Genomic DNA, 25,790 nt, shown 5'->3' on the forward strand with positions numbered 1-25,790 from the left:
ATTTTTACCGTGGTCTTCCTATCGGTGCAGTCATGAGACGCCCGACCCTGGAGGCGGTCGCCGCCCGGGCGGGTGTCTCGCGTGCCACGGCCTCCCGCGTCGTCAATGGGCAGACGACGGTCGCGCCCGACATCCGCGACGCCGTGCTGCGTGCGATCGACGAGCTGGGCTACGTCCCCAACTCCGCCGCGCGCAGCCTCGTCACCCAGCGCACCGACTCGATCGCCCTGGTCGTCAGCGAGCCGGGCAACCGGGTCTTCTCCGAGGACCCGATGTTCTCCACCGCGATCAGGTCGGCGTCGGTGGAGCTGGAGGCCGTCAACAAGCAGGTCGTGCTCATGCTGGTGTCCTCGCCCAAGAGCCACGCCAGGGTGGAGCGTTACATCGCCGGCGGCCACGTCGACGGCGTGATGCTGCTGTCCATGCACGGCGCCGACCCGCTGCCGTCGGCCCTGTCGCGGCTGCGGGTGCCGGTGGTCTCCTACGGGCGGCCCGCGGTGCCGGTCGACATCCCGTACGTCGACAACGACAACGTCGGCGGGGCCGAGGCGGGCGTACGCCACCTGGTAGAGAGCGGGCGGCGCAGGATCGCCACCATCGCCGGGCCGCAGGACATGATCGCCGGTCAGGACCGCCTGGCCGGCTACCGCAACGTGCTGCGCGATTCCGACCGGCGCTCCATCGTGGCCGTCGGCGACTTCACCCGCGAGTCGGGGGCCGTCGCGATGCGGCAGCTGCTGCGCGACGACCCCGAGCTCGACGCGGTGTTCGTGGCCAACGACCTCATGGCGGTGGGGGCGCTGCAGTCGCTGCGGCAGGCCGGGCGGCGGGTGCCGGACGACGTGGCGGTGGTCGGGTTCGACGACATCGAGGCGGCCAAATACACCGAGCCGCCGCTGACCACGCTCCGCCACCCGATCGCGGAGCAGGCGGCGGCCATGGTGCGCCTGCTGCTCAACCTGTTCGAGGGCGGGCCGACCGACCCGGTCATCCTGCCGACCGAGCTGGTGATCAGGGAGTCGGCCTGAACGGCGAGATGTCCGAGGTGACCGTGCGGGACAACGGTGCCGCCGTGCCAGGAGGCGGTGCGGCCGTGCCGGAAGCCGATGTGCCCGGGGCCGCCGATGCGGCCGTGGCCGCCGTTCCGGTGTCCACCGAGGCGGCGGTGGCGGCGGCGGTCGCGGTGGCCGAGGAGCACGGGGTGCGGGTGCGGGAGCCCGTGGTGCTCAACGACTCGTTCAACGTCCGCGTCCACCTGCGGCCCGCGCCCGTGGTGGCCCGGGTGCCCACCGTCACCGCGCTCGGCCGGGCCCGCCCGCAGGACGCGCTGGCGCGCGAGCTCTCCGTCGTGTCGTTCCTGGCCGAGGCGGGCGCGCCGGTGGTCCCGCCCAGCGACCTGCTGCCGCCTGGGCCGCACGTACGCGACGGGGTGACGCTCTCCTTCTGGGCGTACGCCGAGCACGACCCGGAGCGCGAGGTGACGCCCGCGACGTTCGGGAGCATGCTGGCCGAGCTGCACACCGCGCTGCGCGGCCACCCCGGCGGGCCGCCGCTGCTCGGGCCCGTGCTGGACGAGCCGCTGCGGCTGCTCGACCTGCTCTCGGCGACCCTCGACCCCGGAACGCTGGCGCGGCTGCGCGAGGCGCACGCCGAGCTGGCGGAGCGGTTCTCCGGCGCGGCGGCGCAGGCGCAGGTCGTGCACGGCGACGCGCACCCGGGCAACCTGCTGGCGACGCCGGGTGGCCTGCGGTGGAACGACTTCGAGGAGTGCATGGCCGCGCCCGTGGCGTGGGACCTCGCCTGCCTGCTGCGCACCAGGCGGCTGGACGGGCGGGCGGCCGTGCGCGCGTACGGCGCCGACCCGGAGGATCCGCTGCTGCGGGCGTGCCTGGCGGCGCGCGGCCTGCAGGGCACGCTGTGGGTGCTGCTCTGGGCGCTGCGGTTCCCCGAGCGGGCCGGTGAGGCCCGCGCGGCGCTGGACGCCTGGCTCCGCGACCCGACCGGCGAAACCCGCTGACCGCCCCACCGCCGGACCGCCGCGAACCACCCCACCGCCGGACCGCCGCGGACCGCCCCACCGCCGGACCGCTGGGATCTTCTCCCCTGCCCCGCCATGCGCCGGAAACCCGGCTATCGCCGGGCCGGGTCGCGGTCAGACGCGGAAGACGCGGAGCTGGAGCGCGAGCGTGGTGTAGTAGCCGACCAGCGTGGTCAGCTCGAACAGCTCGCGCTCTCCCAGCAGCGCGTACTCCTCGTCGTCCAGGTCGCCCTTGGTGACCAGGGCGCGGGCGACGCGCAGCACCGCCGCCTCCACCGGGTCGTCGAGCCGGAGCGCGTCGCCGGCGCGCAGGGCGGCGAGCTGCTCGTCGGTGAAGCCCAGCTCGCGCGCGATCGGCTCGTGCGCGGCCTGCTCGAACGCGCTGTCCTGGTGCCCGGCCACCACGAGGATCGCCAGCTCCCTGGCCCGGTCGGGCAGCGTGGAGCGGTAGCGGATGGCCGCGCCGAGCCGCTGCAGCGGGTCGCCGACCGGCGGGCTGAGCAGCATGGCGTTGAACGGCCCGGTGAGCCCGCCATGCTCGTCCACCATGAACCGGCCGCGCGGCCCCGAGGTGATCGAGTCGTAGAGCGCCCGGGCCTCGGGGTCCAGGTCCTGCGGTGGTGTCCGACGCAGCCGTGCCATGCCGCCGATCGTAACGGGAGCATGGGCGCGGCGGCGGTCAGGCAGCCGCTTGAAACGGCCGGCTCAGGCGGTCGAGCCGGACCGCGACGCCGGCTGCTCAGGCGGTCAGCCAGGCCGTGGTGTCGGTGGACAGCAGGCCGTCCTCCAGCGGGCCGCTGGCCAGCACCACCCGGCCCTCCGGCAGCGCGACCGGTGCGGCGCCCAGGTTCGTGACGCTGGTCAGGCCCGAGTCGCGGGTGAAGGCCAGCACCTCCTCCCCCATCGGCAGCCAGGTCAGCGTCCCGTCGCCGAGCAGCTCCCTGCGGATGGCGAGCGCCGACCGGTAGAGGTTGAGCATGGAACCCAGGTCCGTACGCTGCGCCTCGGCGGTCAGCTTGCGCCAGCTCTCCGGCTGCGGCAGCCACGGCGTGCCGGTGCCGAAGCCGAACGGCGGCTCGTCACCCGACCACGGCAGCGGGATGCGGCAGCCGTCGCGGCCCGGGTTCTTGCCGCCCGAGCGGCGATACATCGGGTCCTGGCGCACCTCGTCCGGCAGGTCCTCCACCTCGGGCAGGCCAAGCTCCTCGCCCTGGTAGACGTAGACCGAGCCGGGCAGCGCCATCGCGAGCAGCGCGGCGGCGCGGGCGCGGCGGTAGCCGATCTCCAGGTCCGTCGGGCTGCCGTGCAGGGCGCCGCCGTGGGCGAAGGAGGTGTCGGCGCGGCCGTACCTGGTGACCGGCCTGGTCACGTCGTGGTTGGACAGCACCCACGTGGGCGGGGCGCCGATCGGGGTGTGCGTGGCCAGCGTCAGCTCGATCGACCTGCGCAGGTCGCGCGGGTCCCACGCGCAGGACAGGAAGTCGAAGTTGAACGCGGTGTGCAGCTCGTCGGGGCGCAGGTAGCGGGCGAAGCGCTCCTGGTCCGGCAGCCAGACCTCGCCGATGAGGACGCGGCCGCCGTACTCGTCGGCGATCTTGCGCCACCTGCGGTAGACGTCGTGCACCTCGTCGAGATCCTCGTACGCGGTGTCCGACTTGATCAGCAGGGCGGCCGAGTCGATGCGGAAGCCGTCCACGCCGCGCTCGAACCAGAACCGCAGCACGTCCTCGAACTCCCGGTGCACCTCGGGGTTCGTCCAGTTGAAGTCGGGCTGTTCCGGGGCGAACAGGTGCAGGTACCACTGGCCGTCGGGGACCTGCGTCCACGCCGGGCCGCCGAAGATCGACTGCCAGTCGTTGAGCGGCTCGTCGGCGAACCAGAACCGGTCGCGGGCCGCCGGGTTCGCCAGGGCCTCCTTGAACCAGGCGCTCTCGACCGAGCTGTGGTTCGGCACCACGTCGATGATGACCTTGATGCCGAGCCCGTGCGCCTCGTCGATGAACTGCTCGGCCTCGGCCAGCGTCCCGAAGACCGGCTCGATGTCGCGGTAGTCGGCCACGTCGTAGCCGCCGTCGGCCATCGGCGACGGGTACCACGGGTTGAGCCATATGGCGTCGATGCCGAGGTCCTTCAGGTACGGCAGGCGGGAGCGCAGGCCGGCGAGATCGCCGACGCCGTCGCCGTTCCCGTCGGCGAAACTCCGCAGGTAGACCTGGTAGATCGCGGCCCCCCGCCACCACGTTTGCGACATGCGCTCATCCCTTGATGCTTCCGGCGGTCAGGCCCGCCATGATGTGCCGTTGGAAGATGAAGAAAACGATGATCATGGGGATGCTGGTGATCAGCAGCCCGCCCATGACCTGGTTCTGGGTGACGGCCCCGGCCGTCTGCGACAGGCCCACGCTGATCGTCATCTTCTCGCTGTCCGTCATGACCAGCAGCGGCCAGACGAAGTCCTTGAACGAGGTGACGATCGTGAAGATGGAGACCACACCCAGGATGGGCCGGGAGACCGGCAGGACCACCGACAGCAGGGTCCGTACCGCCCCCGCCCCGTCGATCTGCGCCGCCTCGATCAGCTCCCTGGGGATCGAGTCGAAGAAGCGCTTGAGCAGGAAGATGTTGAAGCCGTTGGCCGCGGCCGGCAGCCACAGCGCCCACGGGTTGTTGAGCAGGCCGAGGTCGACGACCGTGACGTACAGCGGGATCAGCACCACCATCGCCGGGATCATCAGCGTGGCCAGCATCATGCCGAGGATGACGCCGCCGAACATCGGCCGCAGCTTCGACAGCGCGTACGCCGCCGACACGTCCACGGCCATGCAGACCACCCAGCCGCCCAGCGAGTAGTAGGCGGTGTTGAACAGCAGCGTCCCGATGTCGAACAGGTCCCACGCCTCGAAGAACGCCTCCGGCGACGGGTCGGCGGGAAAGAGCGTGGGCGGCATCTGCGCCAGCTCCTCCGGTGTCTTCAGCGCGCCGGTCGCCATCCAGTACAGCGGGAAGACGAACGCCAGCGTGAACAGCACGAGCACCGAGACCAGCACGAGCCAGTAGATGCGCCTGCCCCACCTGCTGTTGAGCTGGTGCGGCGAGACGATGGTGCGGAACTGCACCTCGATCGGCTTCGGCGCGCGCTTGTTCCCGCCCCGGTCGCGCCGGGCGGCCGCCCGGGCTCCGATGGAGATCACGCCTTGTCCTCCCTGGTGAGTCTGAGCTGGAAGGCGGCGAAGACGAGCAGCACGATCATGAGCATCATGCCGAGCGCCCCGGCCGAGCCGTAGTCCTGCAGCGTGAACGCGTTCTGGAACATCAGGTACGCCACCGTGATCGTGGCGTTCTCTGGCCCGCCGCCGGTCAGCATGTACGGCTCGATGAACACCTGCATGGTCGCCACGATCTGGAGCATCAGCATGAGCAGCAGGATCATCCTGGTCTGCGGAATCGTGACGTGCCTGATCCGCTTGACGATGCCGGCCCCGTCGAGCTCGGCCGCTTCGTACAGCTCGGGCGGGATGTTCTGCAGCGCGGCGAGGTAGATCAGCGTCGCGCTGCCCATGTTCATCCACGTCGAGACGATGACCAGGCTGATCAGCGCGGTGGACGAGCTGTCGAGCCAGGCGAGCGGCGGCAGGCCGAAGACGTCGAGCACCTGGTTGAACAGCCCGGGCCCCGGGTCGTAGAACCACCGGAACAGCAGCACCGAGACGATCGGCGGCAACATGACCGGCAGGTAGACCACGAACCGCAGGTAGGCCCGGGCGTGGCGCAGCTCGTTCAGCACGAGCGCGACGACGAACGGCACGGCGTAGCCGCACAGCAGCGCGAGGAGCGTGAACTCCAGGGTGTTGAGCCAGGCCTCACCGAAGGCCGGGTCGGAGATCGCCGTCTTGAAGTTGTCGAACCCGACCCAGACCGGCTCGTTGATCAGGTCGGTCTTCTGGAAGCTCAGGATGAACTCCCTGACCATCGGATACCAGGCGAACACCGTGAAGCAGAACAGCGCCGCGCACAGGAACCCGTAGGCCGTCAGGTTGCGCCGGAGAATCCGCATGAAAGGTCAGCCCTTGGAGGCCAGCAGCGCGTTCGCCTTCTTCTCCGCGTCGGCGAGCAACTGGTCGATGTTCGCGTCCTTGCGGCTCAGCACGCCGGACATCGGCACGTCGAGGATGGCGTACAGCTCTTGGGCATGCAGCGGCTCGGCCTTGGGCGGGACGTTGCCCGCGGCCTCCACGTAGGACGCGTAGTTGGCGACCGGCAGCGTCGCGTTCTTCTCCCGCTCGGCCTGGATGGCCTTGCCGGTGAGCGAGTCGCCGTACACCGCGTTGTCCGGCACGCCGACCGGGTTGCCGATGGCCTTGCCGCGGGCGAAGTCGAAGCGGCCCTTGCCGACGGTGTTGTAGCGGAAGTCGAGCCACTGCAGCGCGGCCTTGGCCTGCTCGGGCGTCGCCTTCGGGTTGATCATGAACGCCTCGCCGCCGCTCAGCGACGCCTTGGCCTCGGGGAAGCCGGTGATGCCGTAGTCGTCGACGTCGCCCTTGAACTTGGTGACCACGTCGGTGATCACGTCGGGCGCGCCGAGCATCATGCCGACCTTGCCGCTGCCCATGGCCATCATCAGCGACTCCCAGCCGACCAGGAGCTTGGTGCCCATGCTGTTGTCCACCCAGCGCATGTCGTGCAGGGTCTGGAGCACGGCCTTGCCCTCGGGGGAGTTGAAGGCGGCCTGCTTGCCGTCGGGGGTCAGCACGTCGCCGCCGCGGCCGTAGAGCGCCTGGGTGAAGTGCCAGCCGCCGGTGTTGCCGCCGGAGTACTCGCCGTAGCCGACGTAGCCGGGGCCCAGCCCGGCGATCTTCTTCGCGGCCTCGCGCACCTCGGCCCAGGTCTTCGGCGGGGCGTCGGGGTTGAGCCCGGCCTTCTGGAAGAGCGCGCGGTTGTAGACCAGGCCGACGCTGTAGTGCACGTTGGGGACACCGTAGACCTTGCCGTCCTTGGTGAGCAGCTCCTTGTGGTCGGCGCGCAGGTCGTCCCAGTTCTTGATGAGGTTCGTGTACGGCGTGATGTCCAGCGCCTGGCCCTTGGAGATCACGTCGTCGTAGTTGGTCATCGGCACGACGAACGCGGTCTCCATCTGGCCGCCCGCGAGCTTGGGACCGAAGGTCTTGGGGTCGAAGCACGGCTGCTGGTCCGTGCTCTTGACCGTCACGCCGGGGTGTTCCTTCATGAACGTGGCCACGTCGTCGTCCCACGCCTTGCGTTCCTTGGGCGCGGACTTGGCCGGCTGGCAGGCCACCGTGATCGACACGGCCGAGGCGCCGCCGGCGGACGAGGCGGGCTCGTCACCCGAGCCGCATGCGGTGGCCGTGAGGCTCAACGCGGTTACGAGCAGGAGTCCGGTGGATCTCTGCATGGTTGGACCCTTCTTGATGCGAGGTGCCCACACCATAGGTTCCTCGACGGAAAGGCGCAAGATTTCGACTTCATATTGCAAGATAACGACTGCATCACGCAGGCTCTCCGAGCTTGGCACGCTTTGTGGAGGGGCGGAGGAGACTCCGTCACGCGGGCTCTCAGACCTTGGCGCGGGCCGTGGAGGCGCGGACGACGAGCTCGGGCTCGAACAGCAGCTCGTCGGCGGGGACGACGGCCTTATCGATCTGGGCCACCAGCAGGTCCACGGCCGCGCGTCCCATGGCGTCGATGGGCTGGCGCACGGTGGTGAGCGGGGGCTCGGTGCAGTTCATCAGCGCGGAGTCGTCGAAGCCGATGACCGAGACGTCGGCGGGGACGGCGAGCCCGGCGCGGCGCGCGGCCCGCACGGTGCCGAGCGCGAGCAGGTCGCTGGCGCAGACGACGCCGGTGACGCCGCGCCTGACCAGGCGGGTGGCGGCGGCGTGGCCGCCTTCGAGCGAGAACATCGTGTGCTCGACCAGCTCGGGGTCGCCGCCTGAGGCCAGGAAGGTCTCCAGCTTGCGCCGCGACGGCATGTGGTCCTTGGGTCCGAGCACCATGCCGATGCGCTCGTGGCCGAGCGCCCGCAGGTGGGCGATGGCGATCTCAGCGGCCACCGCGTCGTCGCAGGACACCTGAGGGAAGTCGAGGTGCTGGACGGCGGCGTTGACCAGGACGGTGGGCAGCTTGCGCTCGTGCAGCAGCTCGTAGTGCCCGTGGGAGGCGTCGGCCTGGGCGTACAGGCCGCCGGCGAAGACCACCCCGCTGACCTGCTGCTGGAGCAGGAGGTCGACGTAGTCGGCCTCGGAGACGCCGCCGACGGTGCGGGTGCACAGCACCGAGGTGAAGCCCTGCTGGGCCAGCGCGCCGCCGACGACCTCGGCGAAGGCGGGGAATATCGGATTCTGCAGCTCGGGGAGCACCAGGCCGACGAGCCTGGCCCGGTCGCCGCGCAACTGGGTGGGGCGTTCGTAGCCGAGCACGTCGAGCGCCGTCAGCACCGCCTCGCGGGTCGCGTCGGACACCCCGGGCTTGCCGTTGAGCACGCGGCTCACGGTCGCCTCGCTCACTCCGACTTTCTTGGCCACCTCTGCGAGTCGTCGTGTCATGCGCAAACTATACGGCCTTCAGCGCAAGCGCTTGCAACGGCTTACGCTGACCTGACGTCGCGCCTTGCGCGGGGCTCACGGGGGTTCGGGCTCGTCGCGCCCGCACTGACCAGCAGGGTTGGGCGAACTCCGACAACAGGAGTCAGTTCACCGTTTGCGAAATCTCGTCGAAATATTGCGGCTATCTGCTCGACATCTTATGGTGCGGCCATCCGCTTCACCCTCGAAGGGCCACCCCCATGAGAGCTCTGTTAGCCGCCCTCTCGTTACTCGTCCCACTCCTCGCCGTACCGCATCAGGCCGCCCATGCCGCCGCCGAGGAGAACCTCGCGCTCGGCAAGCCGATCACCGCGTCCTCGCACACCCACGTCTACGTCGCCGCCAACGCCAACGACGGCGACGTCGCCACGTACTGGGAGAGCGCCGGATATCCCGCCACGCTCACCGCCGAGCTCGGCGCGGACGTCACGCTCAGTTCCATCACGCTCAGGCTCAACCCCGACCCCATCTGGGGCCGCCGCACCCAGACGCTCGCCGTGCAGGGCCGCACCCAGGACGGCGGGGACGGCGGCGACTACACGACGCTCGTCCCCGAGGCCACGTACACCTTCGACCCCGCCACCGGCAACAGCGTGACGATCCCCGTCACCGGCCGGGCGGCGGACGTGCGGCTCCGCTTCACCGCCAACACCGGCGCGCCCGGCGGGCAGGTCGCCGAGTTCCAGATCTTCGGCACCCCAGCCCCCAACCCCGACCTCACCATCACGGACCTGACCTACTCCCCTGCCTCACCCACCGAGACCGACGAGGTCACGCTGTCGGCGACGGTCAAGAACGCGGGCAGCGAAGGCGCGCCCGCGACGTCCGTGACCTTCTACGCGGGCGACGACAGGCTCGGCACCGCCGCCGTCGGCGCGCTGGCCGCGGGCGCGAGCACGACTGTGTCGGCGGACATCGGCGCGCGCGAGGCGGGGACGTACCGGCTCTCGGCCACGGTGGACGAGGACGGCGAGATCCCCGAGCAGGACGAGTCCGACAACACCGCGACCGCGACCCTGACCGTCAGGCCCGCAGAGACGGCCGACCTGGTCGCCTCCCCCGTCTCCTGGACGCCCGGCAACCCGGCCGCGGGCGAGACGGTGACGTTCACCGTCGCCGTCAAGAACCAGGGCACGGTGGCCTCCGCCGGCGGCTCCCACGGCATCACGCTCACCGTCACCGACGCGTCGGGCGACGTGGTCAGGACGCTGACCGGCGCGGTGAGCGGCTCGATCGCCCCCGGCGCCACCACGAGCCCGGTCACGCTCGGCACGTGGACGGCCGCGAACGGCAAGTACACAGTGAGGACCGTGCTCGCCGCCGACGACAACGAGCTGCCGGTCAAGCGCGAGAACAACACCAGCACGCTGCCGCTGTTCGTCGGCAGGGGCGCGAACATGCCGTACGACACGTACGAGGCCGAGGACGCCGTCATCGGCGGCGGCGCGACCCGCGTCGGCCCCAGCAGGGAGATCGGCACGATCGCCGGCGAGGCGTCGGGCCGGCGCGCGGTGACGCTGAACCAGACCGGCGCGTACGTCGAGTTCACCGCGAAGGCGCCGACCAACACCCTGGTCACCCGGTTCTCGATCCCCGACGCGCCGGGCGGCGGCGGCATCGACGCGACGCTCAACGTCTACGTGAACGGCACGTTCCGCAAGGCGATCGAGCTGACCTCGCGCTACGCCTGGCTGTACGGCCCCGAGTCGAGCCCGGTCAACGACCCGAACGCGGGACCGCCCCGGCACATCTACGACGAGGCGCACGTGCTGCTCGGTGAGACCGTCCCGGCGGGCGGCAAGATCCGGCTGCAGAAGGACGCGGCCAACACCTCGACGTACGCGATCGACTTCGTGGACTTCGAGCAGGTCGCTCCGAAGGAGAACCCGGACCCGGCGGCGTACGCCGTACCGGCCGGATCCACCCACCAGGACGTGCAGAACGCGCTCGATAAGGCCCGCATGGACCCCGCGCTGACCGGCGTCTACCTGCCGGCGGGCGACTATCAGACCGACGGCAAGTTCCAGGTCTACGGCAAGGCGATCAAGGTGGTCGGCGCGGGCCCCTGGTTCACCCGCTTCCACGCGCCCGCCGACCGGCGCAACACCGACGTCGGCTTCCGCGTGGACGGCACCGCGGGCGGCTCGTCGTTCTCCGGCTTCGCCTACTTCGGCAACTACGTCGAACGCATCGACGGCCCCGGCAAGGTGTTCGACCTCACCGACGTGGCGAACCTCACCATCGACGACGTGTGGGTCGAGCACCAGGTCTGCATGCTGTGGGGCACGAACGTGGACGACTCCACCATCAGGAACGCGCGGATCAGGAACGTGTTCGCCGACGGGCTCAACCTCACCAACGGCAGCACCGGCAACCGCGTGACCGACATCGAGACCAGGTCCACGGGCGACGACAGCTTCGCGCTGTTCTCGGCCACCGACAAGAACTCCGGCCAGCAGTTCGGCAACGTCTACGAGAACCTGACCTCGCTGCTGACCTGGCGGGCCGCCGGCCTTGCGGTCTACGGCGGCTACGGCAACACCTTCCGCAACATCTACGTGGCGGACACGCTGGTGTACTCGGGAGTCACGATCTCCTCGCTGGACTTCGGCTATCCGATGCACGGCTTCGGCGCCGACCCGCCCACGACGTTCGACGACATCTCGCTGGTCAGAGCGGGCGGGCATTTCTGGGGGCAGCAGACGTTCCCGGCGATGTGGCTGTTCTCCTCGTCGAAGGTGTTCCAGGGCATCAGGATCAGCGATCTGGACATCGTGGACCCGACGTACAGCGGGATCATGTTCCAGACCGGCTACCAGAACCCGAGCACGCCGCTGAACCCGATCACGGACACGGTCTTCACGAACGTGTCGATCAGCGGGGCCGAGAAGAGCGGTGACGCCTTCGACGCCAAGTCCGGCTTCGGGATCTGGGTGAACGAGCTGCCCGAGCCCGGTCAGGGACCGGCCGTCGGGTCGGCCACGTTCACCAACCTGCGCTTCAGCGGCAACCACGAGGACATCAGGAACACGACCTCGACGTTCACGCTGACCATCAACTAGATCCCGCCGACTAGATCTCGGCCCTGGTGGGGAGCCCCTGCCAGTCGCTCACGCTGGTCACCGCGGCGGCGCTCAGCAGCGCCCCGCGGTGCAGGCGTTCCTGCGGGGTGAGGCCGTCGAGCGCGGCGCTGATGTAGCCGGCGGCGAACGCCTCGAACGCGCCGCAGGTGTCCACGATCGGCACCTGCCAGCCCTGGACGTCGTAACGCATCCGGTCGGCGCGCACGCTCGCGCCTTTCGCGCCCCTGTCCACGATGACCTCGCGCTCCGGGGTGAGGGCGGGCTTGACCAGGTCCAGCTCGTCCTGGCGGAGGAAGAGCAGGTGGGCGGCGCGGGCCAGCTCGCCCAGCACCTCTTCGGCCTCGCGTACGGAGGACCACAGCTCGGGGACGTACTCGACGGCGAACGAGATCATCACGTCGGCGTTCCTCGCCGCGTTGACGGCGACGCGGACGGCTTCGCGCGCGTCCCTGCTGAGTCCCGCCGTGATGCCGGTCACGTGCAGCATCTTGGCGGCGCCGATCCGGTCGATCGGCACGTTGCCCGGCGAGAGCAGCGAGCCCGCCGAGCAGGTCCGGTAGTGCGAGACGCGGACCTGCCTGGCCACCCGGGTGTCGCGAAGGAGCAGGCCGGTCTGCACGCCGTCCACCACCCGGATGTCGGTGACGTCCACGCCCTCACCGCGCAGCACGGTGAGCGCTCTGGCGCCCAGCTCGTCGTCGCCGACCTTGCCCAGGTACGCACAGCGGTGCCCGAGCCTGGCGAGCGCGACGGCGAGGGTGAACTCGGGGCCGCAGACGTCCAGCCTGGCCTCGCTCTCGTGGCGGACCCTGCCGCTGGAGACGACGCCCAGCGGCTCGCCGAGGGTGTAGACGTCCGTCATGGGCCCAGAGCGTAGTGGATCACGTGTCCTAAATCGCATTTTTGCGACATAAGTCCTGGTCGAAGCATGATCAAATTTTTTTCAGAACTTTGACACAACCTTTTCCCGATCCGGTGCCTCAAAGTAGTAGAGGGAGCCGGCAACCCCGAGGCCGAGCTCTGAAGTCAATACGGGGAGAGGAATCAGCACCCTCATGAGAAAGATCGCAGTAGGCATTCTGACCGCCATGGTCGGCGGCACCATGCTGGTGTCGGGCGCGGGCGTCGCTTCGGCGGCGACCGCGACCACCCCTCACAAGCCCGGCACCAAGCTTTACATCCGCGACATCAGCCCGAACCCGGTCCTGGTCAAGCGGGGCGCTGAGACCACGACGTACTTCAACGTCGGCGCCAGCCGCAACGTGCAGCGCGTCGAGCTGAGCGTGGCGCCCGAAGGCGTCCGCACGCTGGCCGCCAAGAGCGTCAAGGGCCTCGAGAGCTGGCGCTTCGCCGTCGCTTTCAACGAGAACGACCCCGCGGGCAAGTGGAAGGCCACCGCCGTGGCCTTCGACCGTCACGGCCGGAAGCTCGCCACCGACTCGGCGTTCTTCTACGTGAAGCAGATCAAGGGCAAGGACGACACCCGCATCACGCGGTTCAACGCCGGCCCGTCCAAGGTCCGCAAGGGCAAGACGATCACCTTCACCGGTCGTCTCGAGGCCCGCGACGGCCGCCACTGGGAGGGCGTCCGCAACGAGCGGGTGGACATCTACTACCGGGCCACCGGCTCCAGCGTCTGGAAGCGGGTCGCCTCCGACCGCACGTCGCGGAGCGGCGTGTTCTACGCCAAGACCCGTGCCTACAAGAGCGGCACCTTCCGCGCCGTCTTCGACGGTGACCGGCGGCTCGAGGACACCAAGAGCCGTACCGACTACGTGCGGGTCTACTCCTGGCACCACCGTCACTGAACACGTGAGCAGGGCCCGGTGAGGGTCCCGCACATGTGAGGCCATAGTCCGGCGGCCCGGTCCCTCCTCGGGGCCGGGCTTCCGGCTTTTTCAGCTCGGACAGGTTTAGTGATCTTGGGATCGTCGCATGGGAACCCCCATCGCGAAAACCGACCCCCGTGAAGGAGCTTCCGGATGCCGCACCCCGTGATCGCCCTCGTCCTGAGCATCACGAGCACGTTGGGAGCGGCCCCCTCATCCGAGGTGTCCGTACGCTACGAGCAGCCCTCCTCCGCGCGCGCCGAGCAGGCGGAGAAACTGCTGAAGAAGAGCGGCGCGCTGAAGACCGACATCCGCACGCCGCGGCCCGTCGAGGTCGTCGCACGCGACTGCGACTCCCCCAAGGCGACCTGGAACGACGGCAAGCGGCGCATCACGATCTGCTACTCGCTCGTCGATCAGGTGCACCGCACGATCAAAGGCATCTCGCAGACCGAGGAGGCCGACGAGAAGACCACCGGCGCCCGCACCGACGGCGCGCTCGCCGTGCTCTTCCACCGCCAGCTCGGCCATGCGCTGACCAGGCTCAACGGCATGCCCGACAGCCCCGTGCAGGCCGACCAGTTCGCGGCCCTGACGCTGCTCGCCGACGACCCCGAGCACGTCGTGGCCGCCGCCGAGGCCCGCCACCTGCTCGCCGGCCACGACGGCCCCGACCACCTGGACGGCATGAAGGAGTCGGCCTCCTTCGCCTGCCTGCTGTACGGCTCCGACCCCGGCAAGTACGCCCGCATCGCCAAGGGCGGCTGGGTGCCGCCGGAGCGGGCGCCCTCCTGCCCCGCCGAGTACGCGCGGGTCAAGTCGATGATCGGCGGAGCCGTGCGCACCGGGCCGTGATTCGTCGGACCTGACGGGTAGCGTCCCCGGTATGGCCGAGGACCTGCTCAAAGACTTCAACCCGTTCGACATCTTCGACGCCGAGGCCGCGCGGCTCGACCGGTTCTTCTCCGGGCTCGACGAGGCCGGCTGGCAGCGGCCGTCCCGGTGCGCGGGCTGGTCGGTCCGCGACGTGCTCGCGCACCTCGCGGGCGAGGAGATCTACAACCACGCCTGCCTCGACGAGACCGTCCCCGACCTCATGGCGCGGCTGGCCGCCGAGGGCGTGAGCGACTACAACGACTTCAACGAGCTGTGCGTGCGGCAGCGCAGGGACCTGCCGATCGGCCAGGTGCTCGACGAGTGGCGCACCAAGAACGGCGAGACCAGGGCGCGCATGCGGGCGCTCGGCTACGACGCCGCGCTCCAGACCCTGGCCGGGCCCTACCCGGTGGGGCAGCAGACGTTCCACTACGACTCCGAGTACGCCACCCATGCCGACGACGTGGGCGCACCGGTCTCCGACGAGGAGGCCGAGGGCAGGACCGCGTGGCGGGTGGCCGTCGGCCGGTTCGTGCTGGCCGAGCAGGGCGCGAAGGTGCAGGTCGAGCCGATGGGCGAGCAGATCTTCGCCTCAGTGGACGGGGTCAGCGCGACGCTGCCCGCCCCCGACTTCGTGACGGCCACCGTGGGGCGGCTGCCCGCCTCGTACGACCTCGATACGCGCCTGGCGGCGGCTCTGCGCTGCCTGGCCTGAGGAGGACTCCATGTGGTTGCGCGACCGCTCGGGCACCGAGCCGGTCACCGCCCGCAGCGCGCTCAGCGTGCGGCGGGTGCTGTCGATCATCGCGCTGGTGCTCGCCGTGGCGGCGGCGGTGTTCTTCGTCGTCCAGGCCATGAACACCGGCGAGCAGGTGTGGATCTGGGAGGCGGTGATCGCGGCGGTGGTGGCCGTCGTCGCCGCCGTCGATCTGCTGGTGCTGCGGCACCGCCGGGCCTCTGGCGAGGTGGAGGGCCGGCGGCGACGCTGAACGCGTGGACGCTGCGTTGTCGTGCTGGGCGCACCGTCCGCTTGCCGGGCGCACGCCGATTGCCGGGCGCGCACTGCTTGCCGGACGCGCACCGCTCGTCGGGCGCACGCCGATTGCCGGGCGCGCACTGCTCGTCGGGCGCGCACCGCTTACCGCTTGCCGGACGCGTACCGCCTCCTTGGAACACGCGGCGCGTCCGTCAGACGCCTAGGGCGACACCGGCGGCGGGCGTCAGGAGGCGGTGCGGCCGTAGCGCTCCATGAAGCGCTCGACGCGGCCGGCCGTGTCGAGGATGCGGCCCTTGCCGGTGTAGAACGGGTGGCTCGCGGACGACACGTCCACATCGATGACCGGGTACGTCTTGCCGTCCTCCCACTCGACGGTCTTGTCGCTGGTCAGCGTGGAGCGGGTGAGGAAGGCGTAGCCGACGCTCGGGTCGCGGAAGACGACGGGACGGTAGGCGGGGTGCAGGTTCTTCTTCATGCCCCCTGCAACCGGATGACAACGGTTTTCATTCCCGAGCTTTCGGGAGCCTTTACGCCGGCGCTTCGGGGTCGAGCCCCAGCACCGCACGGCCCCCGTCCACCGGCACCGTGACCCCGTTGACGAAGGACGCCTCATCCGAGAGGAGATACGCCACGACGGACGCCACCTCCGCCGGCGTGGCCACGCGGCCCAGGGGATGCAGCTTGGCCAGCTCGGCCTCGACGGCCGCCGCGCCCTCGGGGCTCTGCTCGGCCAGGAACCGCTCGTACCGTTCGGTCGCCACCGAGCCGGGCGCCACCGCGTTGACCCGGATGCCGCGCTTGCCGTACTCCACGGCCAACGCCCTGGTCAGACCCTCCGTGGCGGCCTTGGCCGTCGCGTACGGCAGGCTGCCGGGCACGGGCCTCGCGGCCTGGTGCGAGGTGACGTTCACGATGGCGCCGGGGTTTCCGGCGGCCAGGAAGTGACGTACGGCGGTGGCGCAGCCCACCAGCGCGAGGTCGAGGTTGGCCGCGATCAGCTCCCTGACCTCGCCGATCGGCGAGGAGTGCACGGAGGCGTCACGGAAGACGGCCGCGTTGTTCACCCAGCCCGCCAGCCGGCCCGACTCCCCGGCCAGGCGGGCGGCCCTGTCGGCGACCCCCTCGTCGGAGGCGTCCCCGACGAACGGCACCACCCGGTGGCCGTCCGCCCAGGACAGAGCCTCCTTGTCGCGTTCAAGGGCGACCACGGTGACCCGATCGTCGCGTAGCAGCCGCTCCACCACCGCTCTGCCGATGCCTCGTCCACCACCAGTAACCACGTAGGAAATAGGCATATTCTCGATGCTAATCGATCTTTAGCGCCATTGCTGGCGCTAAAGTGACTTGCGTCACCATATTCTCCCGAGAATGGACAGATCGTAATCACACGATTGCGGAACCGGCATTTCATGTGCGCATTGGCGATCACCTGGACAGCCGGATAGAGCGCCATTTATCGCGCTTTTTCGCGCCGTATCCCCATCGACGACCGGGCTCCGCACGCACGCGGACGAGGCGGCGGCTCGAGCACTTGAGTACGGTGGAGCCGCAACCGCGATCCTCCGCCGAATGCATGGTCAGCCCAGGGCGGAACCGGACACCAGCCCGCCGCCGAACACGTAAGGTAGCCGCATGGATACCCCCACCGACGTCCTGCACCGCGTGTTCGGCTACGACTCCTTCCGCGAGGGCCAGCAGGAGATCATCGAACACGTCGTGGCCGGGGGTGACGCGCTCGTCCTGATGCCCACCGGCGGCGGCAAGTCGCTCTGCTACCAGATCCCCGCGTTGGTGCGTCCCGGCGCCGGCGTGGTCATCTCCCCTCTGATCGCCCTGATGCAGGACCAGGTCGACGCGCTCAGGGCGCTGGGCGTACGCGCCGGGTTCCTCAACTCCACGCAGGACTTCGACGAACGCCAGCTCGTCGAGGCGGAGTTCCTGGCCGGCGAGCTCGACCTGCTCTATCTCGCCCCCGAGCGGCTGCGGCTCGAGGCGACGCAGCGGCTGCTGTCCAAGGGCGAGATCTCGGTGTTCGCCATCGACGAGGCGCACTGCGTGTCGCAGTGGGGTCACGACTTCCGCCCCGACTACCTCGAGCTGTCCCGGCTTCACGAGCTGTGGCCCGACGTTCCGCGCATCGCGCTCACCGCCACCGCCACGCCGGCCACCCACGCCGAGATCTCATCCAGGCTCGGCCTCGAGCAGGCCCGCCACTTCGTGGCCAGTTTCGACCGTCCCAACATCCACTACCGCATCACGCCCAAGAGCGACCCCAAGCGGCAGCTCCTGGAGTTCCTGCGCACCGAGCACGACGGCGACTCCGGCATCGTCTACTGCCTGTCCCGCTCGTCCGTCGAGAAGATCGCCGAGTTCCTGGTCGGCAACGGCATCCCCGCCGTCCCCTACCACGCGGGGCTCGACGCCCGCACCCGCGCCCACCACCAGGCCCGGTTCCTGCGCGAGGAGGGGCTCGTGGTGGTCGCCACGATCGCGTTCGGCATGGGCATCGACAAGCCCGACGTGCGCTTCGTGGCCCACCTCGACCTGCCGAAGTCGGTGGAGGGCTACTACCAGGAGACCGGGCGGGCGGGGCGCGACGGGCTGCCAGCCACGGCGTGGATGGCGTACGGGCTGCAAGACGTCGTCCAGCACCGGCGCATGGCCATGGAGGGCGACGAAGCCTACCGCCGCCGCCAGGTGCTCCACCTCGACGCGATGCTCGCGCTGTGCGAGACGGTCGGCTGCCGCCGCATGATGCTGCTCGACTACTTCGGGCAGAAGGGCTCCCAGCCCTGCGGAAACTGCGACACCTGCCAGACGCCGCCCGAGTCGTGGGACGGCACCATCCCCGCCCAGAAGGTGCTGTCCACCGTGCTGCGGCTGGCGCGGGAGCGGCGGCAGAAGTTCGGGGTGGGGCAGATCGTCGACATCCTGCTCGGCAAGAAGACCGCCAAGGTGCTGCAGCACAACCACGACACGCTGAAGGTCTTCGGCGTGGGGGCCGACCTGGGCACCGCCGAGTGGCACAGCGTCGTCCGCCAGCTCCTCGCCCAGGGGCTGCTGGCGGTCGAGTCCGACTACGGCGCCCTCGTCCTCACCGACGCCAGCGCCGACGTGCTGCGCGGGCAGCGCGAGGTGCGGCTGCGCCGCGACGTCCTCCGCCCGGCCCGCGCCAAGACGTCCTCCCCCGCCGCGAAGGCCGCCAAGGCCGCCGCCGAGCTACCCGCCGAGGCCGCCCCGATCTTCGAACGCCTGCGTGCGTGGCGCGCCGCGGTCGCGAAGGAGCAGGGGGTGCCCGCCTACGTCATCTTCCACGACGCGACCCTCCGCGAGATCGCCACCGCGCGGCCTGCGACCTTGCAGGAGCTGAGCCGGGTGAACGGCGTGGGGGAGAACAAGCTGGCGAAGTACGGCGAACAGGTCCTGGAGCTGCTGAGCGAAGACGCTCCGGAGGTGTAACCAGGGCGAAGCGCAGCGGACCGGCCATGCCGGGCGCACCGGGCGAATCACCCAGGGCGCGCCGCTCCGGGGCCAAACGTATCGGGGTGGGTGCACCGTGGGGAGCGTCGGCCCGGCCTCTTGCGGTCTCACACCGCCGCACACCCTGGGCTGGGCACGACCTCGCATCGCGCGGTCGGCCCCAGCATCCCTCCCGCGTCCTTCCGCACCTCGCCGCACGCTGCCTCCCACCTCCCCCGGGTCGCGCGCAACGGGCCCGCGCCTCTCGCGGTCCGCGAGCGGTCCGTGCCTCTCGCGGACCGCTCGCGAAGGGACGGGAGAGCGGACAACGAGCGCGCGGCCACGCAAGCGGTCCGCGAAGCGCACGCCGACTACTACGTACGGACGACGACTACGTATGGACACAGACCGACCCGCCTAAGCGCGCACAGGTCGCCGACGACGAGCGCACACTCGCGAGAGCGCCCTCGCGAAGAGACCGTGAGAACGCCCTCACGAAGAAACCACGAGAGCGCCCTCACGTAGAGACCACCAGAGCGCCTTCGTGAGAGAGACGCGGCGACGACGATCACAGAGGCACGGACAGTCCCGACCCTCCGTGGAGCAGCACGCGACGATCACGGGCCGGCGGGAGGAGCCGCTGACGGGCGTGGACCAGCGAAAGGACTTCTCACAGGGCAGACTGGTCCAGGGCCATCGCGTTGGTTCTCCCTTGGTGTGTGACTTGGCGGTTTCACCCAGAGACTCACGCGATGGCCCCCTTTCGTCGAAGGCGACGCGCCGATGAGGGCCGGTTCTACACCACTTGACGGGACGTAACCCCCGCGCGCGTGGAACGTACGGCGAACGCGGCGTGGGGCGATCACGAAAGGGCGTGGGAACGGCTGCGTAAGGAGCATGGGGTGTGGGGCGCCGGCCGTGCTGAACGATGGTGGTGGCGACGGCCGCACGAAGAACGGTCGTCGCCACCACGTTGGCCGGCCCGTCCGCGCTGGACGAAGGGTCGTCTCGCGGACTTGACCGGACGTCTTACCGGCTCCTCGGCATGGCGTGGCTCACGTGGCATTCCAGCCGCAGCCGAGTGACCCTAACCGATCTTCTCACCGTATCGGTCGGAACGCCGCCGGGTTCTACCAAGAGCCGCGTCAAGGTGTGCGGTTGACATTTCCGTACGAAGTGATCGTACGACGTGCCGGCGGTCAATGTGCAGCCGGGTCCCGCCACTCGGACACTTGACGATCTTCAGAGCTTCCCCTCAACGGCCGGAGGGCTCGCCGACAGGGCGGGCCGTGGCCTGTCGGCTATCAGCGGAAAGGGGTCCATGCGGGGTCGCGGCCGAGGTAGGCCAGGAGATGATCGTGGGCGGGGGCGTGCGGGCGGGACGGCGAGGGGTGGGGCAAAGCGGACGAAACGCTCCTCGGCGGTGACGAAGAGGCGGGCCAGGTCGAGCAGTTCCTCGGCCAGGAGCGGTGGCAATGGTCGGCGTTCACCGCACGCCATGGCGACGTCCCAGCCGTGGACGGCCACTTCGATCGCCCCCACCGCGGCCACCATCGGACGGGTCAGGTGCCGGTCGCCGACGGCGACGAGATCGTCCCCTGCGAGAGCCACCCACCGACCGAGCACCTCTGTGGCGCTGTCCCTGAGGAGGAGGGCCGGGTTGCGAAGCCCGGGGTGCCCGGTCGAGTTGCCCGGCCCATCCTGCGGAGCCGGGGTGCACAACTCATCCTGCGGGGTCGGGTTGCACTGCTCATGCTGCGGTGGCAGGTTGTGGAGCTCGTGCCGCAAAGCCGGGTCACGGAGCCTGTCCTGCGCGGCCGGGTCACGGAGCCCGTCTTGCAGGGTCGGGGTGGGTCGGTCCTGCTGCGCGGCTGCATCGCGAGACTCGCGCTGCGGGGCCGAGGTGCCAAGCCCATCCTGCGGAGCCCGGGTGCGGAGCCCATCCTGCGGAGCCCGGGTGCGGAGCCCATCCTGCGGAGCCCGGGTGCGGAGCCCATCCTGCGGGGCCGGGGTGGGTCGGTCCTGCTGCGCGGCTGCATCGCGGGACTCGCGTTGCGGGGCGGAGCTGCGGAGGTCATGCTGTGGGGCCGCCCGGGGTGCGGCGATCACGGTCGGCTTGGCTCTCTTGGTCACCTGCCGTTGCATACCGCTCCCCTCGGCGCCGTCCATCGGAGACGCGAGCGAGACGATGGCCCTCTCGGCGGCGCTCGCCGTACCGCCCGCGTTTGTGCAGACAGGGGTGGCGGCTTCGGCGAGGGTCTGGAGGGAGTCGCTCAGGTGGAGCAGCAGGTCGTGCAGCGTCCAGCCGGTGCAGGGAGTCGGACGGCGAAGGATGGCCGGGGTGACCAGGCGCAGGCTGCCGAGGGCGTACGTGGTGGCTCGTTCCAGCAGTGCCACCCCTGCTTTCAGGGCCTTCTCGTGCTCACTCATATCGCCTCCTCATAGATGGAGACCCGTGGGGAGGCGAGAACTCATCGGGCCGGTAGGGGCTCACCCTCTTCTCGCGGGTCGTCACCGACGGGAGGAGCCGGCCGGGCAGGCGGCCTGGACCCGGGGCACGCACTTCATGGTGATACACGGTTCCGGGCACGCGTTGCCGATCACGCGCTGCCGGTGCCTCATCCCGCTCGTGCGATGGCCGTGGAACCTTCTGCCGGGATCGGAAGTAGTGGGGGTGAGGACGGGCGAGGCGAAGGAGGACCGGTGAAAGCGTGGTGGCGTGTCGCGGCCGCTGTCGCGGCGATGGTGGCGGCGGTGGGTGGGTGTGCGGGTCCGAGTTCGGCCCCCGGCGGTAAGGCGGGTGCCGGCATCGAAGCCGGCACCGATGCGAAGTCGAGTGGCGGCCCCGAGGCAAGTACCGGCGTGGAAGCCGGCACCGGCGCGAAGTCGAGCGGCGGCCCGGAGGCGGGTGACGGTCCGAACTCGGCTGATGGTGTGCAAGCGGCTACTGACGCGCCCGTGACGCCGACCGCGACGCCACCGACCATGCCAACAACCACGCCAACGGCCACGCCAACGACCATGCCAACGACAACGGCCACGGCCACGGCGACCGCGACGGAGGGCCCGACGGCGACGGGGAGCGACACTGACGCACAGGCGACGGCGAGGCCCACACGAGCCGGGGCAGGGTGCAAGGGGACGCCGGTGTTCCTCGGCGAAGGGTTCCCGGAGGTGCGGGGACGGCCGAGGGGGCCGAGCTTTGGGGGTTGCTGTTCGTACGGGCGACTCCGCTGAAGCGCGGGGACGAGGTGAAGATCGTGTGGCGGATGACCGGCGAGGGGCCGCTCAAGGTCCGGGCGAGCCTGCCCGACGGCACCCGCGCCAAGCTGATCTGGGGGCCCGAGGAACACGGCGGGTCCAGTTGGCGCAGGCCCGGCCAGGAGTGGGGTACGGGCTTCGTGTTCCCGAAGGCGGGCTGCTGGAAGATCGAGCTCACCCGTACGCGCGGCTCGGGCCACGTCTGGCTGCCGGTGCATTGACGGCCCTGCCCATGGCCGGCTCACCCCGGCCGACGAGGACAGCACGGGTTACCGGGCCTCGGTGCGGCGAGGGGCGCTGGAAGAAGGAGCAGGTCGAAGCCTTTATGAGCCTGTTCCGCAAGGCGGACCCGGTGTGGACGACCGCACACGGCAAGCGGCTGTCCGGCTGGCAGACCATCCACGACTTCACCGCCCAGGCCCTTCCCGGCGCCACCAAGCACGGCATCGCCGCCTACACCCCCGTGCGCATCCTCTTCATCCGCCCGGACGTGGCCGCCGTCAACGTCCACCAGGTGCCCTTCAACCCTGACGGCACCCCCGCCGACACCCCCGAAGGACGCCCCTTCTACATCCTCGCCAAGGAAGAGGGTGTCTGGAAGATCACGGCCGCCCAGAACACCCAGGTCTACCAGGGCTCCTGAATCGTCTGGAGGCACACCACGGCTTCGGTTCGGACGGTACGAACGGCGGGCCCCGTTCGCTCGCGCCACAGCTCGGGTGCGGGCGGACGACGTCGGGTGGACGGGGTGCCGGGTGACGGCGCGGAGCGGGCGCAGGTGCAGGAGCGGGGAGCCGGGGTGAGGTACGGCGGACAGCGCAGCCCACCGCGCGGAGCTCGTCCGCCGTCGCGCATCGGCCGCTTGATCTGCGCCCGCCGCCTCCGTCCGCGCCGGAACGGGATCCGCGCGGGTGAAGGCGGCGGCGGACGTTCGGCAGGCGGACCCCGTCTGTACTGACGGGACCGACGCGGACGAAGACAGCGCGCCAACAGCGGGCGAGCCCGTGCATGCCGAACGGGATCAGCACGCACAGATGCCGGACGTGCGACTCGCGTCGTTCCCGACCGATCGCCCCTTCCGCCGGAAGTGCCGGCCGACGCCAACCCGCAAGCGCGTTACGACGTGCGTCCGCTCAGGGCGCGGTCGATGAAGGCGGTGACGTCGTCCAGGACCTCGTCCTTGTTCGTCTCGTTGAAGATCTCGTGCCGCGCCCCCGGGTAGATGCGCTCGGTCAGGTCCGTCCCGCGGATGGCGTCGATGCCGGCGCGGGTGCCGGTGATGGGAACGAGCTGATCGTCCTCGCCGTGCGCCCAGAGCGTGGGCAGGGGGCCGAGGCTGCCGGTCTTGTTGATGACGTCCAGGGTGGTCGCGAGCGCCTCCAGCGTGGTCCGCTTGAACGGCCCGTGCCAGACCAGCGGGTCGGCCGCGTACGCCTCCCCCACCGCCGGGTCGCGGGACAGGGTGGACGGGTCGATGGGCGTGTCGGGCGGCTCGGGGTAGGCGAGCAGCTCCGGCACGACCGCCCACTCGCCGAGCACCGGGCCCGACAGGACGAGCGCGGCCAGGCCGGTGCCGTAGCGCTGGGCGTACCGGGCCGCGATCAGGCCGCCCATCGAGTGGCCGATCATCACGACCGGTACGTCCGGATGCGCGGCCCTGGCCTGCTCCTCGACGGTGTGCACGTCGGTGACCACGTCCTCGTAGTCGGCGATGAGGACCCGGTCGCCCTCGGACTTGCCGTGCCCCATGTGGTCGAGCCCGTAGACGGCGGCCCCGTGGCGGACGAGCCGGTCGGCCACGTACTCGTACCGGCCGATGTGCTCCCCGTACCCGTGGACGAGGATGGCGACGTAGCGCGGCCGGTCGTTGGGCCATTCGCGGACGTGGTTGGTGACTCGGCTGCCGGTGAACGTGTACTCGCGTGAGGTGGCCATGCCCGCTCCTGGATGCTCACTTCTGGGTCCGAAGTGCGGTGAGCGTACGCCGTCCGGCACTCGCGATCAAATAGGCGGGCGCGAGGTCCGGGAACCGCACCCGGGTTCCGCTCGCTCCCGTGGCGTCGAAAGAGTCGCGCTGGTGAGGCGGGCAGGCGGGGAGAATAGGGGGATGCGGCGTACGACACCAGAACGGGAGCTGCCGTGATCCCGCTGCCGTTCAGGGAGATCGCCCCGGGTGCGGTGCACGTGCCCGGCTGGCTCAGCCTCGACCAGCAGCGCCATCTCGTCCAAGCCTGCCGGGAATGGGCGAAGGGTCCCGTGCCGATGCGTCACACCGTGCTGCCGGGCGGCGGCGTCATGTCGGTGCAGACGGTCTGCGTGGGCTGGCACTGGCAGCCGTATCGCTACACCCGCCTGGCCCACGACGTGAACGGCCGGCGGGTGGCGGAGTTTCCCGCGTGGCTGGCCGAGCTGGGCCGGCGCGCGCTCGCCGACGCCTACGGCACGGACGTCCCGTACGAACCCGACACCGCACTCATCAACTTCTACGACGGCCAGGCCAAGATGGGCATGCACCAGGACAAGGATGAACGTTCCGACTCCCCCGTGGTGTCGCTGAGCATCGGCGACGCCTGCCTGTTCCGGTTCGGCAACACCGAGACGCGCGGCAAGCCGTACACCGACATCCGGCTCGAATCGGGTGACCTGTTCGTGTTCGGCGGGCCGTCGCGGTTCGCCTACCACGGGGTGCCGAAGGTCTATCCGGGCACCGGAGACCCCGCCACGGGCCTGGCCTCCGGCCGGCTCAACATCACGATGCGCGTCACCGGCCTGCAGTGAGGCGACCGCGGGAACGTGGCCGCCCTGCGGTGAAGCGTCCACGCGCGCAGCCCACGGCAAGCGGCGAACCCGCAGGCACGGCTCACCGCAGGCGATGCGCGCGCAGGCACAGAGGTCGCCCCGGGTGACAGGCCCGCAAGCACGGATCACCCCAGGTGACGGGCCTACGGGGGCGGGGTCATGGGCTTGCGGGGACGTACCCGAACTCGTCGTCCGAGAAGCTGCGCCGGAGCGTGCGCAGCACCCGCCCGGGGTCGTCGTCGGGCCCCTCGACGTAGCAGGGCTTGCCGTGACGGCCGAACGTGATCGCCGCCTCCTCCTCCCACTTGCCGAGGACGTCGGCGCCGAGCGAGAACAGGTCGTGCGGCTCGAACCCGAGCGTGCGGGCGTAGTCGATCGAGCCGAACACCAGGTGCCTGGCGAGCTCGATCGGGGCCTCCTGCCAGCCGGGGTACTCGCCGAAGAAGTACTCGCGAAAGCGCACGAGGTCGCGGTCGTCGAGCACGTCGGGGCCGATGACGGCCTTGACGCCCAGGCACCAGACGTCGGCGAGGTAGCCGCAGACCGTCAGCCGGTCCCAGTTGTACCGCCGCGCGATCAGCACGCTGAGGTTGCCGCCACCGCCGGAGTCGGGGGCCTCGTCGACCCAGCCGCGCGCCGGATCGACGCCGAGCCCTTCGCTCCAGCCGACGTTGATCCAGCAGCCGACCACCTCGGCCTCACCGGGGCCGGCGGCCTGGGCGGTCTCCTCGGCGATGGCGCGCACCAGCGGCGCCACGACGGACGGCGAGACCTTGAGCGCTCGGGCGATCTGCTTGGGCGACATGCCCTGCTCGCGCAGCTCGCGTACCTGGTCCTTCAGTTCCATTG

23 protein-coding genes are annotated in these 25,790 nt (G+C 70.4%); 11 read left to right on the top strand and 12 right to left on the bottom strand.

Annotated features, from left to right (window positions below; all coding sequences use genetic code 11):
- The first annotated feature begins 32 nt into the window (after positions 1–32).
- Both WBK31_RS28865 and WBK31_RS28870 read left to right on the top strand, forming a co-directional pair.
- Positions 33–1,028, top strand: coding sequence for a LacI family DNA-binding transcriptional regulator (locus tag WBK31_RS28865; protein ID WP_364060774.1), 996 nt, complete (start codon positions 33–35; stop codon positions 1,026–1,028).
- A 65-nt stretch (positions 1,029–1,093) separates the two neighbouring features.
- On the top strand, positions 1,094–2,017 hold the full coding sequence (locus WBK31_RS28870) for a phosphotransferase (RefSeq protein WP_406673462.1): 924 nt from the start codon (positions 1,094–1,096) through the stop codon (positions 2,015–2,017).
- Positions 2,018–2,152: 135 nt separating this feature from the next.
- Here WBK31_RS28870 and WBK31_RS28875 read toward each other — a convergent pair whose 3' ends face one another.
- The 6 genes from WBK31_RS28875 to WBK31_RS28900 all read right to left on the bottom strand — a co-directional run bounded on the left by WBK31_RS28875 (position 2,153) and on the right by WBK31_RS28900 (position 8,598).
- Entirely contained in the window at positions 2,153–2,680 is a 528-nt protein-coding gene (locus WBK31_RS28875) for a carboxymuconolactone decarboxylase family protein (RefSeq protein ID WP_378786728.1), read from the bottom strand.
- A 97-nt stretch (positions 2,681–2,777) separates the two neighbouring features.
- Positions 2,778–4,289 carry a glycoside hydrolase family 13 protein gene (locus tag WBK31_RS28880; protein ID WP_378786727.1) on the bottom strand — a complete coding sequence of 504 codons (1,512 nt, stop codon included), beginning with the start codon at positions 4,287–4,289 and terminating at the stop codon, positions 2,778–2,780.
- Positions 4,290–4,293: 4 nt separating this feature from the next.
- Positions 4,294–5,229, bottom strand: coding sequence for a carbohydrate ABC transporter permease (locus WBK31_RS28885; RefSeq protein WP_364060763.1), 936 nt, complete (start codon positions 5,227–5,229; stop codon positions 4,294–4,296).
- Positions 5,226–6,092, bottom strand: coding sequence for a sugar ABC transporter permease (locus WBK31_RS28890; protein ID WP_364060760.1), 867 nt, complete (start codon positions 6,090–6,092; stop codon positions 5,226–5,228). Before WBK31_RS28890 ends, WBK31_RS28885 begins: the two co-directional genes overlap by 4 nt.
- A 6-nt stretch (positions 6,093–6,098) precedes the next feature.
- Positions 6,099–7,448, bottom strand: coding sequence for an extracellular solute-binding protein (locus WBK31_RS28895; RefSeq protein ID WP_364060756.1), 1,350 nt, complete (start codon positions 7,446–7,448; stop codon positions 6,099–6,101).
- Positions 7,449–7,608: 160 nt separating this feature from the next.
- A complete protein-coding gene (locus WBK31_RS28900; protein WP_364060753.1) occupies positions 7,609–8,598 on the bottom strand; it encodes a LacI family DNA-binding transcriptional regulator in 990 nt (329 codons plus the stop codon).
- Between the two features lie 239 nt (positions 8,599–8,837).
- On the opposite strand from WBK31_RS28900, the gene WBK31_RS28905 reads away from it, so the two are divergent.
- Entirely contained in the window at positions 8,838–11,699 is a 2,862-nt protein-coding gene (locus tag WBK31_RS28905; RefSeq protein WP_406673463.1) for a CARDB domain-containing protein, read from the top strand.
- Between the two features lie 10 nt (positions 11,700–11,709).
- Here the strand turns inward: WBK31_RS28905 and WBK31_RS28910 are convergent, their stop codons facing one another.
- Positions 11,710–12,582: a sugar kinase gene (locus tag WBK31_RS28910; protein ID WP_378786722.1), complete on the bottom strand. Its 873-nt coding sequence runs from the start codon at positions 12,580–12,582 to the stop codon at positions 11,710–11,712.
- A 193-nt stretch (positions 12,583–12,775) separates the two neighbouring features.
- Here WBK31_RS28910 and WBK31_RS28915 point away from each other — a divergent pair, with 193 nt between their 5' ends.
- The 4 genes from WBK31_RS28915 (at position 12,776) to WBK31_RS28930 (ending at position 15,414) form a co-directional block, all read left to right on the top strand.
- The gene (locus WBK31_RS28915) at positions 12,776–13,528 is read left to right on the top strand and encodes a hypothetical protein (RefSeq protein WP_364060744.1); all 753 of its coding nucleotides are present in this window, start codon (positions 12,776–12,778) and stop codon (positions 13,526–13,528) included.
- 174 nt (positions 13,529–13,702) lie between these two features.
- Positions 13,703–14,404: a DUF4344 domain-containing metallopeptidase gene (locus WBK31_RS28920; protein WP_364060741.1), complete on the top strand. Its 702-nt coding sequence runs from the start codon at positions 13,703–13,705 to the stop codon at positions 14,402–14,404.
- A gap of 31 nt (positions 14,405–14,435) precedes the next feature.
- On the top strand, positions 14,436–15,140 hold the full coding sequence (locus WBK31_RS28925; protein ID WP_364060738.1) for a maleylpyruvate isomerase family mycothiol-dependent enzyme: 705 nt from the start codon (positions 14,436–14,438) through the stop codon (positions 15,138–15,140).
- 10 nt (positions 15,141–15,150) lie between these two features.
- A complete protein-coding gene (locus WBK31_RS28930) occupies positions 15,151–15,414 on the top strand; it encodes a DUF6343 family protein (RefSeq protein ID WP_364060735.1) in 264 nt (87 codons plus the stop codon).
- 231 nt (positions 15,415–15,645) lie between these two features.
- Here WBK31_RS28930 and WBK31_RS28935 read toward each other — a convergent pair whose 3' ends face one another.
- Positions 15,646–15,897: a type B 50S ribosomal protein L31 gene (locus WBK31_RS28935; protein ID WP_364060732.1), complete on the bottom strand. Its 252-nt coding sequence runs from the start codon at positions 15,895–15,897 to the stop codon at positions 15,646–15,648.
- Between the two features lie 52 nt (positions 15,898–15,949).
- Positions 15,950–16,717, bottom strand: a complete 768-nt coding sequence (locus WBK31_RS28940) for an SDR family oxidoreductase (protein WP_364060729.1) — start codon at positions 16,715–16,717, stop codon at positions 15,950–15,952.
- Between the two features lie 337 nt (positions 16,718–17,054).
- On the opposite strand from WBK31_RS28940, the gene recQ reads away from it, so the two are divergent.
- Positions 17,055–18,881, top strand: coding sequence for a DNA helicase RecQ (gene recQ / locus WBK31_RS28945; RefSeq protein WP_406673464.1), 1,827 nt, complete (start codon positions 17,055–17,057; stop codon positions 18,879–18,881).
- A 1,242-nt stretch (positions 18,882–20,123) separates the two neighbouring features.
- Here the strand turns inward: recQ and WBK31_RS28950 are convergent.
- Entirely contained in the window at positions 20,124–21,311 is a 1,188-nt protein-coding gene (locus WBK31_RS28950; RefSeq protein WP_406673465.1) for a maleylpyruvate isomerase N-terminal domain-containing protein, read from the bottom strand.
- A 779-nt stretch (positions 21,312–22,090) separates the two neighbouring features.
- Here WBK31_RS28950 and WBK31_RS28955 point away from each other — a divergent pair.
- Positions 22,091–22,363: a hypothetical protein gene (locus WBK31_RS28955; protein WP_406673466.1), complete on the top strand. Its 273-nt coding sequence runs from the start codon at positions 22,091–22,093 to the stop codon at positions 22,361–22,363.
- Positions 22,364–22,374: 11 nt separating this feature from the next.
- Positions 22,375–22,785, top strand: a complete 411-nt coding sequence (locus WBK31_RS28960) for an SgcJ/EcaC family oxidoreductase (protein WP_364060717.1) — start codon at positions 22,375–22,377, stop codon at positions 22,783–22,785.
- A gap of 473 nt (positions 22,786–23,258) precedes the next feature.
- Here the strand turns inward: WBK31_RS28960 and WBK31_RS28965 are convergent, their stop codons facing one another.
- Positions 23,259–24,077, bottom strand: coding sequence for a lysophospholipase (locus WBK31_RS28965; RefSeq protein WP_364060714.1), 819 nt, complete (start codon positions 24,075–24,077; stop codon positions 23,259–23,261).
- A gap of 204 nt (positions 24,078–24,281) precedes the next feature.
- On the opposite strand from WBK31_RS28965, the gene WBK31_RS28970 reads away from it, so the two are divergent.
- Positions 24,282–24,920 carry an alpha-ketoglutarate-dependent dioxygenase AlkB gene (locus WBK31_RS28970; protein WP_364060711.1) on the top strand — a complete coding sequence of 213 codons (639 nt, stop codon included), beginning with the start codon at positions 24,282–24,284 and terminating at the stop codon, positions 24,918–24,920.
- 178 nt (positions 24,921–25,098) lie between these two features.
- On the opposite strand, the gene WBK31_RS28975 is transcribed toward WBK31_RS28970, so the two are convergent.
- Entirely contained in the window at positions 25,099–25,788 is a 690-nt protein-coding gene (locus tag WBK31_RS28975) for a helix-turn-helix domain-containing protein (RefSeq protein WP_364060709.1), read from the bottom strand.
- Positions 25,789–25,790 lie beyond the last annotated feature (2 nt).

This window comes from Nonomuraea sp. N2-4H (assembly GCF_045291505.1).
GTDB lineage: Bacteria > Actinomycetota > Actinomycetes > Streptosporangiales > Streptosporangiaceae > Nonomuraea > Nonomuraea fastidiosa.

What these genes read in the sequence shown, in the direction of transcription:
- WBK31_RS28865 (WP_364060774.1), top strand. Translation starts at nt 33, where the DNA reads ATGAGACGCCCGACCCTGGAGGCGGTCGCCGCCCGGGCGGGTGTCTCG.
- WBK31_RS28875 (WP_378786728.1), bottom strand. Translation starts at nt 2,680, where the DNA reads ATGGCACGGCTGCGTCGGACACCACCGCAGGACCTGGACCCCGAGGCC.
- WBK31_RS28880 (WP_378786727.1), bottom strand. Translation starts at nt 4,289, where the DNA reads ATGTCGCAAACGTGGTGGCGGGGGGCCGCGATCTACCAGGTCTACCTG.
- WBK31_RS28890 (WP_364060760.1), bottom strand. Translation starts at nt 6,092, where the DNA reads ATGCGGATTCTCCGGCGCAACCTGACGGCCTACGGGTTCCTGTGCGCG.
- WBK31_RS28895 (WP_364060756.1), bottom strand. Translation starts at nt 7,448, where the DNA reads ATGCAGAGATCCACCGGACTCCTGCTCGTAACCGCGTTGAGCCTCACG.
- WBK31_RS28900 (WP_364060753.1), bottom strand. Translation starts at nt 8,598, where the DNA reads ATGACACGACGACTCGCAGAGGTGGCCAAGAAAGTCGGAGTGAGCGAG.
- WBK31_RS28905 (WP_406673463.1), top strand. Translation starts at nt 8,838, where the DNA reads ATGAGAGCTCTGTTAGCCGCCCTCTCGTTACTCGTCCCACTCCTCGCC.
- WBK31_RS28910 (WP_378786722.1), bottom strand. Translation starts at nt 12,582, where the DNA reads ATGACGGACGTCTACACCCTCGGCGAGCCGCTGGGCGTCGTCTCCAGC.
- WBK31_RS28915 (WP_364060744.1), top strand. Translation starts at nt 12,776, where the DNA reads ATGAGAAAGATCGCAGTAGGCATTCTGACCGCCATGGTCGGCGGCACC.
- WBK31_RS28920 (WP_364060741.1), top strand. Translation starts at nt 13,703, where the DNA reads ATGCCGCACCCCGTGATCGCCCTCGTCCTGAGCATCACGAGCACGTTG.
- WBK31_RS28925 (WP_364060738.1), top strand. Translation starts at nt 14,436, where the DNA reads ATGGCCGAGGACCTGCTCAAAGACTTCAACCCGTTCGACATCTTCGAC.
- WBK31_RS28930 (WP_364060735.1), top strand. Translation starts at nt 15,151, where the DNA reads ATGTGGTTGCGCGACCGCTCGGGCACCGAGCCGGTCACCGCCCGCAGC.
- WBK31_RS28935 (WP_364060732.1), bottom strand. Translation starts at nt 15,897, where the DNA reads ATGAAGAAGAACCTGCACCCCGCCTACCGTCCCGTCGTCTTCCGCGAC.
- WBK31_RS28940 (WP_364060729.1), bottom strand. Translation starts at nt 16,717, where the DNA reads ATGCCTATTTCCTACGTGGTTACTGGTGGTGGACGAGGCATCGGCAGA.
- recQ (WP_406673464.1), top strand. Translation starts at nt 17,055, where the DNA reads ATGGATACCCCCACCGACGTCCTGCACCGCGTGTTCGGCTACGACTCC.
- WBK31_RS28950 (WP_406673465.1), bottom strand. Translation starts at nt 21,311, where the DNA reads ATGAGTGAGCACGAGAAGGCCCTGAAAGCAGGGGTGGCACTGCTGGAA.
- WBK31_RS28960 (WP_364060717.1), top strand. Translation starts at nt 22,375, where the DNA reads ATGGCCGGCTCACCCCGGCCGACGAGGACAGCACGGGTTACCGGGCCT.
- WBK31_RS28965 (WP_364060714.1), bottom strand. Translation starts at nt 24,077, where the DNA reads ATGGCCACCTCACGCGAGTACACGTTCACCGGCAGCCGAGTCACCAAC.
- WBK31_RS28975 (WP_364060709.1), bottom strand. Translation starts at nt 25,788, where the DNA reads ATGGAACTGAAGGACCAGGTACGCGAGCTGCGCGAGCAGGGCATGTCG.